Source organism: Paenibacillus lentus (genome assembly GCF_042714055.1).
Classification (GTDB): Bacteria; Bacillota; Bacilli; order Paenibacillales; family Paenibacillaceae; genus Fontibacillus; species Fontibacillus lentus_A.
Window position 1 is genome coordinate 729,878 of sequence record NZ_JBHGVC010000001.1, and the last position, 14,825, is coordinate 744,702.

The 14,825-nt window shown below is 47.7% G+C and carries 15 protein-coding genes and 2 pseudogenes; 7 read left to right on the forward strand and 10 right to left on the reverse strand.

The genetic code is table 11. From position 1 onward, the window contains the following. Positions 1-101: 101 nt before the first annotated feature. From ACE3MQ_RS03175 to ACE3MQ_RS03200, 6 genes are all read right to left on the reverse strand, one after another. The gene (locus tag ACE3MQ_RS03175) at positions 102-1,007 is read right to left on the reverse strand and encodes a TauD/TfdA dioxygenase family protein (RefSeq protein WP_379390516.1); all 906 of its coding nucleotides are present in this window, start codon (positions 1,005-1,007) and stop codon (positions 102-104) included. 36 nt (positions 1,008-1,043) lie between these two features. Beyond that, a complete protein-coding gene (locus ACE3MQ_RS03180; protein ID WP_379390518.1) occupies positions 1,044-2,402 on the reverse strand; it encodes an LLM class flavin-dependent oxidoreductase in 1,359 nt (452 codons plus the stop codon). 120 nt (positions 2,403-2,522) lie between these two features. After that, positions 2,523-3,377 (reverse strand): ABC transporter permease, encoded by an 855-nt coding sequence (locus ACE3MQ_RS03185; protein ID WP_379390520.1) that lies wholly within the window; start codon positions 3,375-3,377, stop codon positions 2,523-2,525. 1 nt (position 3,378) lies between these two features. Then, complete coding sequence (locus tag ACE3MQ_RS03190) at positions 3,379-4,245, reverse strand: ABC transporter ATP-binding protein (RefSeq protein WP_379390522.1); 867 nt, start codon at positions 4,243-4,245, stop codon at positions 3,379-3,381. Beyond that, positions 4,229-5,296, reverse strand: a complete 1,068-nt coding sequence (locus tag ACE3MQ_RS03195; RefSeq protein WP_379390524.1) for an ABC transporter substrate-binding protein — start codon at positions 5,294-5,296, stop codon at positions 4,229-4,231. Before ACE3MQ_RS03195 ends, ACE3MQ_RS03190 begins: the two co-directional genes overlap by 17 nt. A 311-nt stretch (positions 5,297-5,607) precedes the next feature. After that, positions 5,608-5,976 (reverse strand): helix-turn-helix domain-containing protein, encoded by a 369-nt coding sequence (locus tag ACE3MQ_RS03200; protein ID WP_379390725.1) that lies wholly within the window; start codon positions 5,974-5,976, stop codon positions 5,608-5,610. Positions 5,977-6,087: 111 nt separating this feature from the next. Here ACE3MQ_RS03200 and ACE3MQ_RS03205 point away from each other — a divergent pair, with 111 nt between their 5' ends. From ACE3MQ_RS03205 to ACE3MQ_RS03225, 5 genes and pseudogenes are all read left to right on the forward strand, one after another. Continuing rightward, positions 6,088-6,441: a magnetosome magnetite crystal formation protein family gene (locus tag ACE3MQ_RS03205; protein WP_379390526.1), complete on the forward strand. Its 354-nt coding sequence runs from the start codon at positions 6,088-6,090 to the stop codon at positions 6,439-6,441. Between the two features lie 66 nt (positions 6,442-6,507). After that, positions 6,508-6,588 (forward strand): annotated as a pseudogene (locus tag ACE3MQ_RS03210) (MerR family transcriptional regulator); the annotation flags it as partial. A gap of 30 nt (positions 6,589-6,618) precedes the next feature. Beyond that, positions 6,619-7,161: a MerR family transcriptional regulator gene (locus tag ACE3MQ_RS03215; protein ID WP_379390737.1), complete on the forward strand. Its 543-nt coding sequence runs from the start codon at positions 6,619-6,621 to the stop codon at positions 7,159-7,161. Between the two features lie 8 nt (positions 7,162-7,169). Beyond that, positions 7,170-7,520 (forward strand): hypothetical protein, encoded by a 351-nt coding sequence (locus ACE3MQ_RS03220; protein WP_379390528.1) that lies wholly within the window; start codon positions 7,170-7,172, stop codon positions 7,518-7,520. Beyond that, positions 7,514-7,693, forward strand: a pseudogene (locus ACE3MQ_RS03225) (transposase); the annotation flags it as partial. The gene ACE3MQ_RS03220 and the pseudogene ACE3MQ_RS03225, both read left to right, overlap by 7 nt. Before the next feature lie 263 nt (positions 7,694-7,956). On the opposite strand, the gene ACE3MQ_RS03230 reads toward ACE3MQ_RS03225, so the two are convergent. Both ACE3MQ_RS03230 and ACE3MQ_RS03235 read right to left on the reverse strand, forming a co-directional pair. Then, positions 7,957-9,426, reverse strand: a complete 1,470-nt coding sequence (locus ACE3MQ_RS03230) for a stalk domain-containing protein (protein ID WP_379390530.1) — start codon at positions 9,424-9,426, stop codon at positions 7,957-7,959. A 198-nt stretch (positions 9,427-9,624) separates the two neighbouring features. Then, positions 9,625-9,897: a DUF6809 family protein gene (locus tag ACE3MQ_RS03235; protein WP_379390532.1), complete on the reverse strand. Its 273-nt coding sequence runs from the start codon at positions 9,895-9,897 to the stop codon at positions 9,625-9,627. 787 nt (positions 9,898-10,684) lie between these two features. Between ACE3MQ_RS03235 and ACE3MQ_RS03240 the strand changes: the two genes are divergently transcribed. After that, positions 10,685-10,918 carry a hypothetical protein gene (locus ACE3MQ_RS03240; protein ID WP_379390534.1) on the forward strand — a complete coding sequence of 78 codons (234 nt, stop codon included), beginning with the start codon at positions 10,685-10,687 and terminating at the stop codon, positions 10,916-10,918. A 212-nt stretch (positions 10,919-11,130) separates the two neighbouring features. Further along, on the forward strand, positions 11,131-11,559 hold the full coding sequence (locus tag ACE3MQ_RS03245) for a VOC family protein (protein WP_379390727.1): 429 nt from the start codon (positions 11,131-11,133) through the stop codon (positions 11,557-11,559). A 120-nt stretch (positions 11,560-11,679) separates the two neighbouring features. Here the strand turns inward: ACE3MQ_RS03245 and nrdF are convergent, their stop codons facing one another. Together nrdF and nrdE are read right to left on the reverse strand one after the other, a co-directional pair. Next, on the reverse strand, positions 11,680-12,675 hold the full coding sequence (nrdF, locus tag ACE3MQ_RS03250) for a class 1b ribonucleoside-diphosphate reductase subunit beta (RefSeq protein ID WP_379390536.1): 996 nt from the start codon (positions 12,673-12,675) through the stop codon (positions 11,680-11,682). Between the two features lie 91 nt (positions 12,676-12,766). After that, complete coding sequence (nrdE, locus tag ACE3MQ_RS03255) at positions 12,767-14,821, reverse strand: class 1b ribonucleoside-diphosphate reductase subunit alpha (RefSeq protein WP_379390729.1); 2,055 nt, start codon at positions 14,819-14,821, stop codon at positions 12,767-12,769. Between the last annotated feature and the right edge of the window lie 4 nt (positions 14,822-14,825).

Sequence of the window (14,825 nt, forward strand, 5' to 3'; positions counted from 1 at the left end):
GGGATTATGAGCTCGTTCACACGGGAGACAATTTATCCCGAGATACTATTAGATGCTGAATTCCAAGGCGGCCTGGACATGGACATAGGGATCCAATCTATTTATTCTCTGACACGCGTCACGCTTTTGCGGCCATCGATGCTGACCGGAACGTCCCCGTCGACGGTCACTCTTCGCACAACCCGGTGCTGATCGCCATAGTCATTGACCGCATAATGCTGAGTCGCACGGTTATCCCAAATGACGACGTCTCCGACGGACCAGCGCCAGCGCACCGTATTCTCCAGGCGGGTCACATGATTTTGCAGCAGGCCAATAATCGCCTGGGAGTCAGCCGTCGAGAGACCGACGATCTTCTTCGCAAAATGCCCCAGAATGAGCGAGCGCTCTCCTGTCTCCGGATGCACATGAACGACGGGATGCTCTGTCTCATATACCGTAGACGTAAACACCTTCTTATGATGCTGGACAGCCTCATCTGAAATGCTCTCGCGCTGAGCTGCGTAATCATATTCATTGGAGTGCACCGCCCAAAGCTGATCGGCCAAATTCCGCAAATCCTCAGGCAAATGCTCATAGGCCGCGGCCGTGTTTGCCCATACGGTATCGCCGCCGGAATCGGGAACGACAACAGCGCGGAGAATCGAGGCTTTGGGATAAGCATCCACGAACGTGACATCCGTATGCCAGGAATTCGCCCGTCCGCCATGCTGCGAGTCAAGCTCCAGCACATAGTCCGTCCCTTGCTTGATCGGAACCGTTGGATGGGCGACCGCGTCGCCGAACAGGCGCGTCAGCGCTTCCTGCCCGGCGTCGTCCAAATGCTGCTGTCCGCGGAAGAAGATGACTTTATAGCTCAGCAGCGCTTCCCGGATTGCCGTGGTCGTCGCTGGATCCAAATCCGGGGACAGGACAACCCCGCGAATTTCTGCCCCGATCCGTCCAGCTACAGGCACGACCTCAACCGTCGTTCCCTCAATGACGTGACTTTTCTCCAATGTACTCATTTCCATTCCTCCATATTATAAATTTTGGTGGTTCCGTTAGCAGCCAGCTAGCCTGGATACAAGTTGCCTTAGGGCGTATTGGTTGGCCGGCCGCTTCAGCCCGTAATGCTCCCGTAGGGTTCGGCCTGTATATTCGGTGCGGAACAGCCCGCGACGCTGCAGCTCAGGTACGACCAGCCGGGCAAAATCCTCCAGACCGCCGGGCAAATACGGCGGCATAACATTAAAGCCATCGCTTGCTCCGTTCGTGAACCATTCCTCCAACTGATCTGCGATTTGTACGGCAGTCCCGGCGAACGTACGATGTCCGCGTCCACCGGCCAACCGATGGATCAATTGCCGTATCGTCAAATTTTCTCGTTTGGCCAAATCAACTACAAGCTGGAACCGACTCTTGTTTCCATTAATCGCTTCCACACTCGGCAGCTCAGGCAGCGGCCCGTCGAGCGAAATGCCCGACAAATCCACCTTCAGCATGTTGGATAGCTGGTTCAATCCATATGCAGGAATTGTTAACTCATTTAACTCCTGCTCCTTCTCCTTAGCCTCCGACTCCGTCTCGCCGATGATCGCGGAGATGCCTGGCAATATTTTAAGCTCATCGGGATGCCGTCCATACTTAACCAGTCTGGATTTAACGTCACTGTAGAACTTCTGCGCCTCCTCCAGCGTTTGCTGAGCCGTAAAGATCGCTTCCGCATACTCGGCGGCGAATTCCTTGCCGTCCTCGGACGAGCCGGCCTGAACGAGCACCGGATACCCTTGTGGGCTTCGGGGCACATTGAGCGGGCCTTTGACCCGGAAGAACGGCCCTGAATGGTTCAGCTCATGCACTTTAGTGCCATCCGTAAATTGGCCCGTGCTGCGATCGATCACGATAGCATCGTCTTCAAAGCTGTCCCACAAGCCCGTCGTCACCTCTAAAAATTCTCTTGCGCGTTCATAGCGCTTGCTATGCTCTAGATGAGCCTCTTGGCCAAAGTTATTTGCTTCAATGTCATTGCCTGATGTGACGATGTTCCAGCCCGCTCTCCCTTGGCTGATATGATCCAGGGAGGCGAACTTGCGCGCGACATGGAACGGTTCGTTATAGGTAGTCGATACGGTTCCGATCAATCCGATTCGCTCGGTGACGGCGGCTAACGCCGAGAGCAGCGTGAACGGCTCCAGCCCGAATGAGGATACGCCATGCTGCACATTTTTACCGACGGCTAATATGTCCGCCAGAAATAACGAATCGAACTTCGCCTGCTCCGCAATCTCGGCAAGCCGCTGAAAATACCGGATATCCGTAATCCGCTCCGCCTTGGTATCTAAGCGCCGCCAGGCCGCTTCATGATGTCCCGCGTTCATAATGAATACGTTTAAGTTCATTTGTCGCTGCTTCTTCGCCATGTACCTCTTCCTTTCACCGCTTGATGGTTTGGATGTTTGCGCTTGAATGCCTTGGTTGCTCCATGTTGATAGTTGGGTTGCTCGATTTTTAAGGTTAACTGCCCGATCCTGCTGGTGTGATTACTCGCTATAGGTCTGTTTCCAGGATGTCAGTTTTCTCTCGAGATGAACTAGTAAGTAGTTAACGACGAGGCCAATCACCGAAATGGTTAGAATGCCCGCATACATTTGCGGAATTTGGAAGCTGAACTGCGTATATTGAACCAAATAGCCCAGCCCTGACTTTGCGCCGACCATCTCCGCAGCAACCAGTACGAGAATCGAGCTGGCTCCCGCCTGCCGAATGCCAACGAAGATCGTCGGTACGGACGCGGGTAAAATGACTTTGCAAAACAGGCTCACGGACGATAGCCCCATCGAGCGCGCCGATTTAATCAATAGCGGATCGACATTCCTTACTCCGCTAATCGTGTTCAGCAGCAGCGGAAAGGCGCAGGCGTAGAAGACGATGGCAATTTTCGACGTTTCCCCAAGGCCCAGCAGCAAAATGAAAACGGGTAAAATCGCCAGAGCGGGTGTGTTGCGAAACATTTCCAGCAGCGGATTCAGGAACTCGGCCACCCCCTTCCACCAGCCTATGGCTAAGCCAACCGGAATGCTTACGGCTACCGCCAGGAGAAATCCCCCAATGGATCGCGTTAAACTGGCTAATAGATGATCGGCAAGATCTCCCGAGAGCAGCAGCTGCCACCAGGCAGTAACCACCGTGCTCAGAGGCGGCAAAAAGGTCACGTTCACGATCCCCAAACGAGGTGCGAACTCCCACAATAATAGAAAGGCGATAATCGCGATGGATGATTTGATCCCTCGATACAGCTTGCCAAATGACCATCTAACCAGATTCAGCCTGCGCCCTTGCAGCCTTTGCTCCGTTTCAAAGCGAACCAATACCTCTCCCGTACCTGAACCAGCCACTTCAAGCTCCTCCTTTGTCTTTAAATTTCGAATGACGCTGATGAAGACTAGTCGATTTCTCCTGCTCCTGCGCCTTATGCACCTCATCCTTGAGTAAATCCCAAATTTGATGCCGGAGCTTTACAAACTCAGGGTGAGCCCGCAAATCCTCCTCTGAGGATCGCGCCTGGAAAGGCACGTCGATGACTTCTTTAATCCGTCCAGGCCTGGATGTCATCACCGCCACCCTCTGCCCAAGATATACCGCCTCTTCAATGCCATGCGTAATGAAAATAATCGTCTTCTTCGTTGCCTCCCAAATGCGCAGCAGTTCACTTTGCAGCGTCTCCCGGGTCTGCGCGTCCAGCGCGGCAAACGGTTCATCCATCAGCAGCACCTCGGGATCGTAAGCGAGACTTCTCGCGATGGCGATCCGCTGCTTCATTCCTCCTGACAGCTCATGCGGGTAGCGGTTCTCGAAGCCCGACAGCCCGACGAGCTGGATATATTCAAGCGCGGCAGCACGACGCTCCTTCTTCCCGACTCCCTTGGCCTCCAGGCCAAACTCCACATTGGCCAGCGCTGTCTTCCACGGAAATAACGCATATTGCTGAAAAACGATCCCCCGATCCAAATCAGGCCCCGTAATTGCCTTCCCATCCAGTAGAATCTGGCCGCTGTTCGGCTTGGTCAGTCCCGCCAGCAGATCGAGCAGCGTCGATTTCCCGCAGCCGCTTGGGCCGACAATAACCATGAATTCTCCCTGCTTCACCTCCAGGTGAATATCCTGCAGCGCGGAGATGGGCTGCGAGGATTCCTGCAGATGTCCTAAGTTCCGCTTGATCCGAAAAGCCTTGTGCACGTGCTGGATATTAATTTTTGCCGTCATCGTTCTGCTCGCCTCCATCCTGATAAGGATTGAATTCATTTGTAAAAATGCGGCTCCCGTCTATTTCGCCTTCCTGAATCGTCCCCTCCTTCACCAGCCAGTTCACCCAGGTCTCAAATTCCTCAGGGGCGATTAGCCCTCCCGTGCCTGCTACCCCGGTACTCTTCCAATATTTAATGTTGCTGTCATCCTCCTTACGGCCGCGTTCCTTGATAATCTTCACGTAGCGGGCCTTCACCTCTTCCGGTGGAGTCGTTCTTGCCCATTCGATCGCCTTGGCCGTCGCCTCAACGAATTTGCGCGTCGCCTTCGGATTTTCCTGTATGAACTTATTGGTCAACACATAGCTTCCGGCGCTAAAGACACCGAATAAATCTTTATCCGTGAACAAGGGACGAATCCCGCCCCGCTCCAGCGCCTTATCCCGCAGCACACCGCCAAGCGTGGTCATATCTACCTGATTCGCTCGCAGCGTCTGTTCCCCGGTCACCGGCGGCACGACGACTAGCGTCACCTGCTCAATCTCTTCCGCTGTCAGCCCCTCACGGCGCAAATATTCTTTGATGACGAACTCATGATGCGCCCCGAGCGTATTGACTGCGATCTTCTTCCCGATCAAGTCTCTCGCCGTTTGGATCGGGCTATCCTCCAGCACATAATAGCCAGACCAAGTATTCTCATCGACGCCATAGTAGGAAATGACAGGCGTAATCGGCGCTTTGGCCGCGATCAGCTTCACTATGGCGCCATTGAATGCCCCGCCAAAATCAGTGTCCCCGGTAACCACTGCCTGAATATCCTGCGGCCCGCTAATCGTCGTGCCAATGAACTTCAGCTTGAGCGGGGCGAGATAGCCCAAATCCTCGGCCAGCTCCGGAAAAGTAACAGCCCCAACGCCGCCCTGATAACGAAGCTCGGCAACCTCGATTCCATCCGGGTTCGCCGCGCTCGACGCTGACGTCCCTTTATCGCCGCAGCCCGTAAGCAGAATGGACGCTGCAAGCAGCAGAGCCGTGGTGATGCATACCGATTTACGAAATAAATGATTCATAAAGATTACCTCCTTCAGTACCTTGATCGCGATGCGAATCAGACAGCCGCCTGCCGCCAGCCTTGCTCATAAGCGAAAAAAAAGAGACGCACCCATCTGCTGATGGCGGTCTCTCCGGAGGTCCGGTCGATTGGTTGTTATTTAATCCCTATCTGATTACTATGATTTATTGAACATACTACCCTCCCTTCTAACGGCTGTCAACCATTTTTTTCATAAAATGATCACAAATTCTCTTCTCAAAAAAAGGACACCCTCGCCATGTTAGAACCGCTCCCTGTCAAGTAGACAGTACAAAAAATAAAAGTCAGTTAAGCGGCCTTGATCCTGAATTCCATTGGACTGAGGCCGTTTAGTTTTATCTGTAGTCGTTCGTAATTGTAAAAGTGTATATAGTCATCAATATTTTTTTTGAGTTCCTCAAAGCTTCGGTAGGTATGCAAATAATACTTCTCGCATTTCAAGGTTCCCCCTGTATAAGCTTTTAAACTGCTATGACCATTATACTTCTTAATCCAGTCGGCAAGTTGCGTTCGACTCGCAATCATATATTTTTCGATAATTTGGTTCTGCGACAATTCCCCATCCAGATAATCCTTAACCGCACTCCCCTTACAGTAACAAGTTTTGGGTATTCGGATTATCCTGTGGAAAATCAATAATAATAAATTTGTGTTCATGGAATCACAAAACGGATTATCGTGTAGAAAAACTAAAATTATATTTCCTTGATACTCTACCCACGTCACCTTTTATACTTATATTTAAGAAAAGATTAGAGAGGTGAAAAAATGAATAAACCATCAAAAAAGGAAATACTTTCAGTCCAATTAATGCTCGGAGTCTCACTGCTTCTTGGTGTAATACCTCCCTTTATTATGTTTTTAATGACAAGGAAGAAAAATTTATATTATTGTGAATCAAGTCGGAAAGCTCTTAACTTCCACTTGACGATTTTTCCATTATTTATTATCAGCAGTCTTCTTCCTACGTGGGTTAAGTACGCTATATTGGCTATAGAAACATTAATAATCATGTATGCTATTATTCGAATAGCTTTTCAAAAATCATATTATTATCCAGCCATTCCCTACATTAAAAGCAAAGAAGAAAATATAGAAGAGAGGTATTCGCATGTTAGGTAATATGTTGACGATCGGACAATTGGCTAAACGAACGGGCGTTACCATACGGACACTTAGATATTACGATTGGGTTTACTTATACCAACGGACTACAAGGAAGGAGGACACCGACTTTATAGTCTTAATGATCTCTTACGTTTACAGCAAATCCAATCTCTTAAATTCATAGGATTTTCTTTGAAAGATATTGCAGATTTATTAGAATCGCATTATATAGAAGAACAGCAACTTATCCATTCAATTGTATTCAAAAAAAGAGAACTTATCGCAGAACAAGAGAGAATCCGACAAACTATTGACCAGTTAGACCATATGAAAGCTATTATTTCAGGCTATGAAAAAATAGATGTAAAATTATTTTGCTTTATTATTCATTCAATTCTTTTTGAAGAAGAAAATCTTAATGAATATAGTCAAGTCAAAGGTTCTATTCACAATTTTAGAAATGAAGAAAGAGTTAATTTAGATAAAGAGTATTTTTCATTATTTATGAATTTGAAAAAACTTGTAGCTAACGAAATAAATCCTGAATCTGATGAAGCATTAATGTTTATCAAACAGTTGGTGGCTCTTTCTAACCAAACGTTATCAAAGATGGAGACGGAGGAAATAAATTTAGCGAATCAATATGATGAACCCAATATACTAAATCCATTCACTGAAGAAGAAAGAACGTTTCTTAAAAATGCTTTTGCTCATATGTCAAAATTACAAGAATAATATATTTTATGGAAAGACAGTATCCACAATCACTAAATAAAAAACAAAGTTCATTTAGGGAGGAATTAGTATGGATTGAAGAAATTCTTCAAAGGGTTGAAGAAGTAAACGTTATTTATCAATATATAGCTGTATTTATAATTGGATTTGTGCCTTTTCTTGAGGCTTTCGTAGCTGTACCAATCGGGGTGCTTTTAGACCTACCTTTTATTCTTGTGGTTTTAGTGGGGGTTACTGCCAATTGGCTGTCTGTTATGGCTGTAATAGTATTTTCTTCTTTTATAAGGTCTTTATTTTCTGAAAAAGCAAGGAGTAATTCTGATCGTTTTATTAATAGGCGTTTTCAAAAAGCGATCTGATTAAGGCAATAAACAACTGGGAAGAAGAGATATTCAACTATTTCAATTCACCCATAACAAACGCCTATACAGAGTCCCTAAATCGCTTAATTAAAACAATGAATCATATTAGTCGTGGATACTCTTTTGAAGCTCTCAGAGCAAAGATTTTATTCACTCAAGGCTATCGTAAAGTTAAAAGGAAAAAGAAATTCAAAGAAGTTGAATTTACTTTCGGGAAAATGTTACCTAATCAATTTCCAGGTTGGTCACAGACTGGCTACGAATGGGTATATGAAGAAACCTATGGTGCTGATTTTTCCACACTGATTAAGGCCATGGAGGAGGGTTCTTTTCAACCCTCTTTCCACACATTTTCCGATTACCCCAAGTTTTATTATTTCACCTGTCTACCGTATGGGGAGCATATCAGTTAGAGGATGTCCTTCCTTCTGCCTTAAGGATGAGGGAGCTCAATACGTATCGCATGCTGCTCCTCGACCCAAGTCACTTTGGCTCCCAACGCTTCGGCTATAAAGCGCAGGGGTACCATCGTCGTATAGTTCTCATTGAACGGCTGCAGGCTAGCAGCAATTTTCTTCCCATTGATCATCGTGTTCAGCGTATAGAGATCGATCTCAATCTTCATCTTATCTTTGCTCACAATGACGGAGTTCGTTTGATTCATCCAGGTCACCTTCGCGCCCATATGCTCAAAAACTCCGCGAAGCGGAACATAGCTCACGTTATTGACGAGTGCTGGCGGATAACTGAAATCCACACTTTCACCGTTGATCTCGACGTGAATGGCATCCTCTACAAGCTGCGGCTTCGATGGCGTGCTGGATCCGCCGTTATAATGCCATTTCATTACCGTCCCATTGCTCAAAAGGGCATATTGCTCCCTCATGCTTGTATTCGCAAGATCAATTGCGCTGCTGATTCCTTCCACCTTTACGGCCGCGTATTCGCTGGCATCCATGTAGCTGTCCCATACCCACACCGTTCCATCCTTCTTGATGGTGCTAAACGTCGAGAAGCTGCCCCCTGCCAAATGAACGGTGTCCGCAGTATTCTGCACCTTGATCGGGCTAAGCAGTTCTCCCGCAGTAGGGTATGTTTTAGAGTTTTTCCAAATGGCGACCGAGCCATTCTCCAGCAGTGCTGCTGCTTTTTGACTTCCTGCAGCAATCGCTTTAGCTTTACCCATCCCATCACCCTTCACCGTAGTCGGCTCCCATAGGCGATCTGGATTCATATCCGTCACAGCCGATCCGGTGATCCATACCTGTCCGTCTTTGTCCAATGTGGTTGCCGTCAAAGAGCCCGCAGCAATGGCCGTGCTCGAAGGAATTCCTTCCAGCTTTTCGGGTACGGGAGACGGCGTGTGTACACTATTCTTTCTCCCCCACTGCCATACCGTGCCATCCGCTCCAAGCGCTAGGCTCTGATCATAACTCGCTGCGATGGCGATGATATTGTCCAGCCCAGGGACTTGAACCGGTTCCAGAACCGGTTGGTTCGAGGTCGTGCCGATGCCCAGCTGTCCCTCGTTATTCGCCCCGGTGGCCCACACCGTTCCATCCTTTCGCAGAATGAGCGTGTGCATATGTCCCCCAGCGATATCCTTCACCTCATCAATATGCATCCGCACCGGACTCTTCACCGGAACGATGGAGCCATTCCCAAGGAGTCCTCTATCCCGCATTCCTCCCCAAGCCCATGCCGTTCCGTCCTTCTTGATCGCATATACGGCATAATCTCCCGAAGAGATTGCCACGACATCCGACAACCATTTACCTTTCTGGCCCGGCACTTGCTCCGTTTGAGCTGCTTGGGCTGTAAAAGGCATAAGCATGGTTAAGGACAGCAACATCCCTGCCAGAGCTGCTCGAGGGCGGCCAAATTTCCTTAGCTTTATTCTCATCGAATCTTCTCCTCATCATTTACAATCATTTCTTGTTATAAGAATAAGACGCAAACTTCCACAATAAAGTTTCTGCAAAACCCAAAAACCGATTCGCTAAGAATCGGCTCTACTGATTCTATAGGCTCTATTGGCTCTAGGTATCTTCGCTATAAAATATCATTCCTTATTCCTAATGCATTATTTGCCTCAACCACGCTACTCTTTCCCTTGCAGTACCTCAATCATCATAGAAGCCCCAAGCTTAAAGCCCTGAACAAAGGTCGCCATATTATGCATCGAATTCGATTCCCCCTGTAGATCCAGCATCGCTTCAAGCTGCCTGAAATCCTCTTCCGACAGCTTCTGCCTCCACATTTGCATCATCTCGGATATTTGCTGATTCAACGGACGGTATCTCGGATCATCGGAAACAATCTGTTCGCTCGGCTTAAGGTTTCCGTAATACAGTTCTTCCAAGAAGCTTTTCACTTGGTGGCCTCCTTTCCTGTTGCCCTCAATTATATTTCAAAAATGTCCTTGATGAGAGAAAATAGCGAGTTTATCGCTAACAATAATATTAAGAACCATGAATATATTGAGTCCCATCCATTCCGAGTTTAACAGCTCAGAGGAGAACTATACCAGCAAGGAGTTTAACGGTATATCATTCAAGTTTTCGGCAGAATGGGGAGAGCCTTCTGGAGAAAGTAGCAGAGAACTTAGCTACAACTTTGATACCGAAGGAGGGGCAAAGCTATTTTTTACATCTATTCATTCTCTACGGATAGATATAAAAGTCATTTTTATAGTGAAGAGGAGGGTTACTATAAAGGGCTTATGTACTAAACTCTAAAGAGCGACTCCAGAATAGGCTCCACGTTATGTCCTTCTCTCCTATGGAAGAAGGCTGGAAAGACAATAAGCAACCCAGGAATATGATGCTGCTGACTATGATGGAAACTGATGAATACATTTTAGAATTCACTATGGATCTGCCAAGAGAATACTATAAAAATAACAAAAAGCTTCTTCAATCCGTACGATCTGTATGGTATAGGGCAACGACATGAAATAATCCAAATCCTTATTTTCCATCGCTTTTGGTTAAAATCTCACCTACTCTTCTTATTCACTTCCTGTAGGGCTCCATCCTAACCAACCCACCTCCTACCCACATAGTACTATACATGGTACTATATGGGTAGCTCTAGGCTGATACCCCAGTTTGTTACAATTCATTTTTCCTATTAAAAATAATCCTGCAGGAGTGTTAGCTTTGAAATTATTTTCTCTAGGTATCTCATTGATCGTTATAGGCGGTTTTGAAAAGATCATCATATTTGCCTCGCTTGCACAAAAGGCCCCCTATGATTATGAAACCCTTAAGAGCCTTACGCCTGACATCATATGGAAAATTCCTAATTTCACGATCGGCGGCGGCCTTCTATTAGTTATTGCTAGTATTTCAGCCTTTCTTCTAAAGAAATATCCCCCGATAAACAGAGACTAAATAAGATTGGTTACCTAACATCTCCCTATAAACCATACGTTATCCCATTTCGCAAAGATAGAACGTATGTTCCCTTTTTAAATATAACACTTTCCCCAACCAGCAACAACATATAAAAATAAAACTAAAATTCAAACTAATTTATTTTCACTTCGCCAAATGCTACAATAAGTAGGTCAAGCATGACCCTATTTCAAGAAGGAGTGTGGCAAATGGCTGTTGATGTGTATTTCAATTTTAATGGCAACTGTCGCGAAGCTGTTGAGTTCTACGCCGATGTATTTAACACTGAAGCACCGCAAATCATGACCTTTGGAGAAGCGCCGCCGAATCCGGAGTACAAGCTTCCCGAGGAAGCCAAGGACTTAGTCATGCATGCACGCATCAACGTTAATGGAAGCAACGTGATGTTCTCCGACGTGTTTCCGGGAATGCCTTACGTTCAGGGCAACAACATCACCCTGGCTTTCGTCAGCACCGATCTGGATGAAATCAAGTCCGTGTTCCATAAATTGAAGGAAGGCGGCACGGTGAACATGGAGCTGCAGGAGACATTTTGGAGCAAATGCTATGGCAGCGTCAAGGACAAGTTCGGCACCGAGTGGCAGGTCAGCCACGACAGTGGCGAAAACGCCATGTAACTTAACGACGGAACAACTTTAACAATTTCAAGCAAAAAATAACGTATCCAAGCAAACATCCCATCACACGGCCTAGTGTAATGGGATGTTTTATTGTTGCCGCAGGTAAAGCAAATGCGATTACCAAATATTCGATTCCTTCACCCTTTGATCCAGAAACGCAAAGTCATCATCACGCAGAGGCTCAACGGTTCCTTTCTGGTACCCCTTCCCCTTCGTGGAGAAAAAGTCATGCGTGCTCGTTTCCGTGCGAATCCCGTTCAGCACGACCGGGTTGATCTCTTCCTCTTCAAATGCCGGCTCAAGCCCCAGGTTCATCAGCGCTTTGTTCGCGTTGTAACGAATATATTTCTTCACTTCATGGGTCAAGCCGATCGGATCATACAGCTCCTCGGTGTACTCCAGCTCATTCTTATAAAGATCCATCAGCAGCTCGTTCACGAACTTCTCGGCGAAGTCCTGTTCCTCTGCGCTTAGCTGCTGGAACACCTCCTGAGCCAGCAGGCCGACAAACACGCCATGCACGCTCTCGTCGCGAATAATCAGCTTAATGATCTCGCCGCTCGCCACCATTTTGCCTTGCCCCGCCAGGTACAGCGGATAAAAGAACCCCGAGTAGAACAGGAAGCTTTCCAGGAACACCGAAGCCACCATTGCCTGGTACAGGCTTAACCGTCCGCCTTGCTCTATATTCCTATAGTATGAGTCGATCCGGTGCGTCTTGTACTGCAAATACTTGTTGCTGCGCACCCATTGAAAGGTATCGCTGATCATCTCGCTGCTGGCTACCGTCGTAAAGATCGTGCTGTAGCTCTTCGCATGAATTTCCTCCATCGCCGCCTGAAAAATCAGGATCGCCTTCTTCTGCTTCCCTTCCACATGCTGCGCAATCAGCGGCATTCCGACGTTTCCTTGCTCCGTATCGAGCAGCGTCAATCCGCCTAATACCTTCATAAACGTATTTTTCTCGTCGCTGCTCAGCTCCGTCCAGGACTTCAAGTCCTTGGATATCGGAATTTCCGTGTCCAGCCAAAACTGCGACGTATTTTGCGTCCATAGCATTTCCGTATAGTCCGTTTCCGGCGCGTTCCAGTTGACAGCTTCGAACTTTGTCATTCTATCTTTCCTCCTGTATTCTGCGACCCGCTTCATTCATCGCGCTAGCCATCACTAGCTGCATTTCTTGCACCACAGCAGCTTTACTGCTTTAAATGACGCAGCTGATGCACTCCTCGATCGTTCTTTTTCTCGTGCGGGTATAATAGAGCGTCTTCAGCCCTTTTTTCTGTGCATAAATATAGTATTTCGCCAAGTCTCTCGTCGTCAGATTGTCCTTCACGTATAGAATTGTCGAGATCGCTTGATCGATATGCACCTGAACCTCGGCTACGAGGTCAATCAGGTTGAACATATCCATATCGTAAGCTTCCTTATAGAAGAAGTAATTGCTCTCATTCAGGAATGGCATCGGATAGATCGTCTTGGAATCGCCATACTCGCGTTCTTCAATGCGCTGCGTAATCGGAGCGATCGAAGCCGTCGACGACTGCAAATATGAAATTGAGCCGGTCGGCGCGATGGCCAATCGATAGGCATGATACAGCCCGTGCTTCATCGTCTCTTCCTTCAGGCGCAGCCAGTCCTCGCGAGTAGGGATAGGATGGCCTGCAAAGAGCGCCTTCACCTTATCGGTTCGCGGCGAGTAATCATTCTCTTCATAACGCTTGAAATACGTTCCGCTCGCATATTCGCTGCGCTCAAAGTCCTTGAACGTCACTTGTCTCTCCTTCGCGATCAGCATGGAGCGCTCAATCGAGTAGTAGTTTAGCATCATGAAGAACGTACGCGCAAAATCAATCGCTTCCTTGGATTCATAAGGGATATGGTTCAGCGCCAAATATCCATGCAAATTCATTGCTCCGAGGCCGACGGAATGCAGCTCCCGGTTCGCTTTCGCCACCGAAGGCACAATTTCCAGCTCCGTGCGGTCACTCACTTCGGTCAGCGCGTCCATCGCCAGATGAACCGTCTCGCGCATGCGGTTGTTTTTCATCACATTCACGATGTTCAGTGATCCCAAGTTGCAGGAGATATCGCGGTTGACGACGTCCTCCTGCCCGTAATCGTTAATCGTCGATACTTCGCTCAACTGCGCAATCTCGCTGCACAGATTCGAGAACTTGACGCGCCCGATGTCCTTGAGGGCATGCTGCTCATTCGTATTATCCACATACATTATATAGGGATAGCCTGATTCCATTTGCGTTTGCGCGATCTTGATGATCAGATCTCTCGCCACGATTTTCTTCTTCCGCACTTTAGGATTGTTCACGAGCTCATCGTACATGACCGTTAAATCCATATCGTCCAGATGAACGCCATATTCCTGATAGACGGTATGCGGATAGAACAGATACATATCCTTATCCTGCTCCACCAGCTCGAAGAACTTATTCGGGGCCACAACGCCAAGGGACAAGGTTTTGATACGGATTTTCTCGTCGCTGTTGATCTTCTTCGTGTCCAGGAATTCATGAATGTCCGCATGGAACAAATTGAGATAGACGACCCCGCTGCCGTCCCGCTGGCCTAGCTGGTTCGCATAAGAGAACGCATCCTCGAACAGCTTCATCACCGGCAGCACGCCGCTCGCCTTGCCGTCGAGACCTTTGATTTGCTCACCGGCTGCGCGGATTTTGCTCAAATTCAGACTAACGCCGCCGCCGATCTTGCTGAGCTGCAGCGCGGAATTGATGGAGAAGCCGATCGCGTTCATGGAATCATCCACTTCCAGTAGGAAGCAGCTGACCAGCTCGCCGCGGCGCTTCTTCCCCGCATTCAGGAAGGTTGGCGTAGCAGGCTGATATTCCTGCGAAATCAATACATCCGCATAAGCCCGGGCCTTTTGAATATCTCCATCTCCGAGGAACAGTGCGGTTACGGCAATCCGATCCTCATAGCGCTCCAGGAATTTCGTGCCGTCATTCGTTTTCATCGCATAATTATTATAAAATTTAAAGGCGCTCATAAAGGAAGGAAAGCGAAACTTGCGAGCGTATAGTGCTTCATATAATTTCTTGACGTCCGCGAAATCGTATTTTGCGAACAGCTCTTCTTCGTAATATTGATGCTCTATTAAATAATCGATTTTCTCCTTCAGGTCGTGGAAGAAAACCGTATTCTGATTCACGTAATCGACAAAGTAGCTGCGAGCCGCCTCCAGATCTTTATGGAACTGGAACTGCCCGTCCTTTTGCACCATGATT

Bases quoted from the DNA above. Each gene is read 5' to 3' on its own strand.
- ACE3MQ_RS03175 (WP_379390516.1), bottom strand. From the start codon at position 1,007: ATGAGTACATTGGAGAAAAGTCACGTCATTGAGGGAACGACGGTTGAG.
- ACE3MQ_RS03180 (WP_379390518.1), bottom strand. From the start codon at position 2,402: ATGGCGAAGAAGCAGCGACAAATGAACTTAAACGTATTCATTATGAAC.
- ACE3MQ_RS03190 (WP_379390522.1), bottom strand. From the start codon at position 4,245: ATGACGGCAAAAATTAATATCCAGCACGTGCACAAGGCTTTTCGGATC.
- ACE3MQ_RS03195 (WP_379390524.1), bottom strand. From the start codon at position 5,296: ATGAATCATTTATTTCGTAAATCGGTATGCATCACCACGGCTCTGCTG.
- ACE3MQ_RS03200 (WP_379390725.1), bottom strand. From the start codon at position 5,976: ATGAACACAAATTTATTATTATTGATTTTCCACAGGATAATCCGAATA.
- ACE3MQ_RS03205 (WP_379390526.1), top strand. From the start codon at position 6,088: ATGAATAAACCATCAAAAAAGGAAATACTTTCAGTCCAATTAATGCTC.
- ACE3MQ_RS03220 (WP_379390528.1), top strand. From the start codon at position 7,170: ATGGAAAGACAGTATCCACAATCACTAAATAAAAAACAAAGTTCATTT.
- ACE3MQ_RS03230 (WP_379390530.1), bottom strand. From the start codon at position 9,426: ATGAGAATAAAGCTAAGGAAATTTGGCCGCCCTCGAGCAGCTCTGGCA.
- ACE3MQ_RS03245 (WP_379390727.1), top strand. From the start codon at position 11,131: ATGGCTGTTGATGTGTATTTCAATTTTAATGGCAACTGTCGCGAAGCT.
- nrdF (WP_379390536.1), bottom strand. From the start codon at position 12,675: ATGACAAAGTTCGAAGCTGTCAACTGGAACGCGCCGGAAACGGACTAT.
- nrdE (WP_379390729.1), bottom strand. From the start codon at position 14,821: ATGGTGCAAAAGGACGGGCAGTTCCAGTTCCATAAAGATCTGGAGGCG.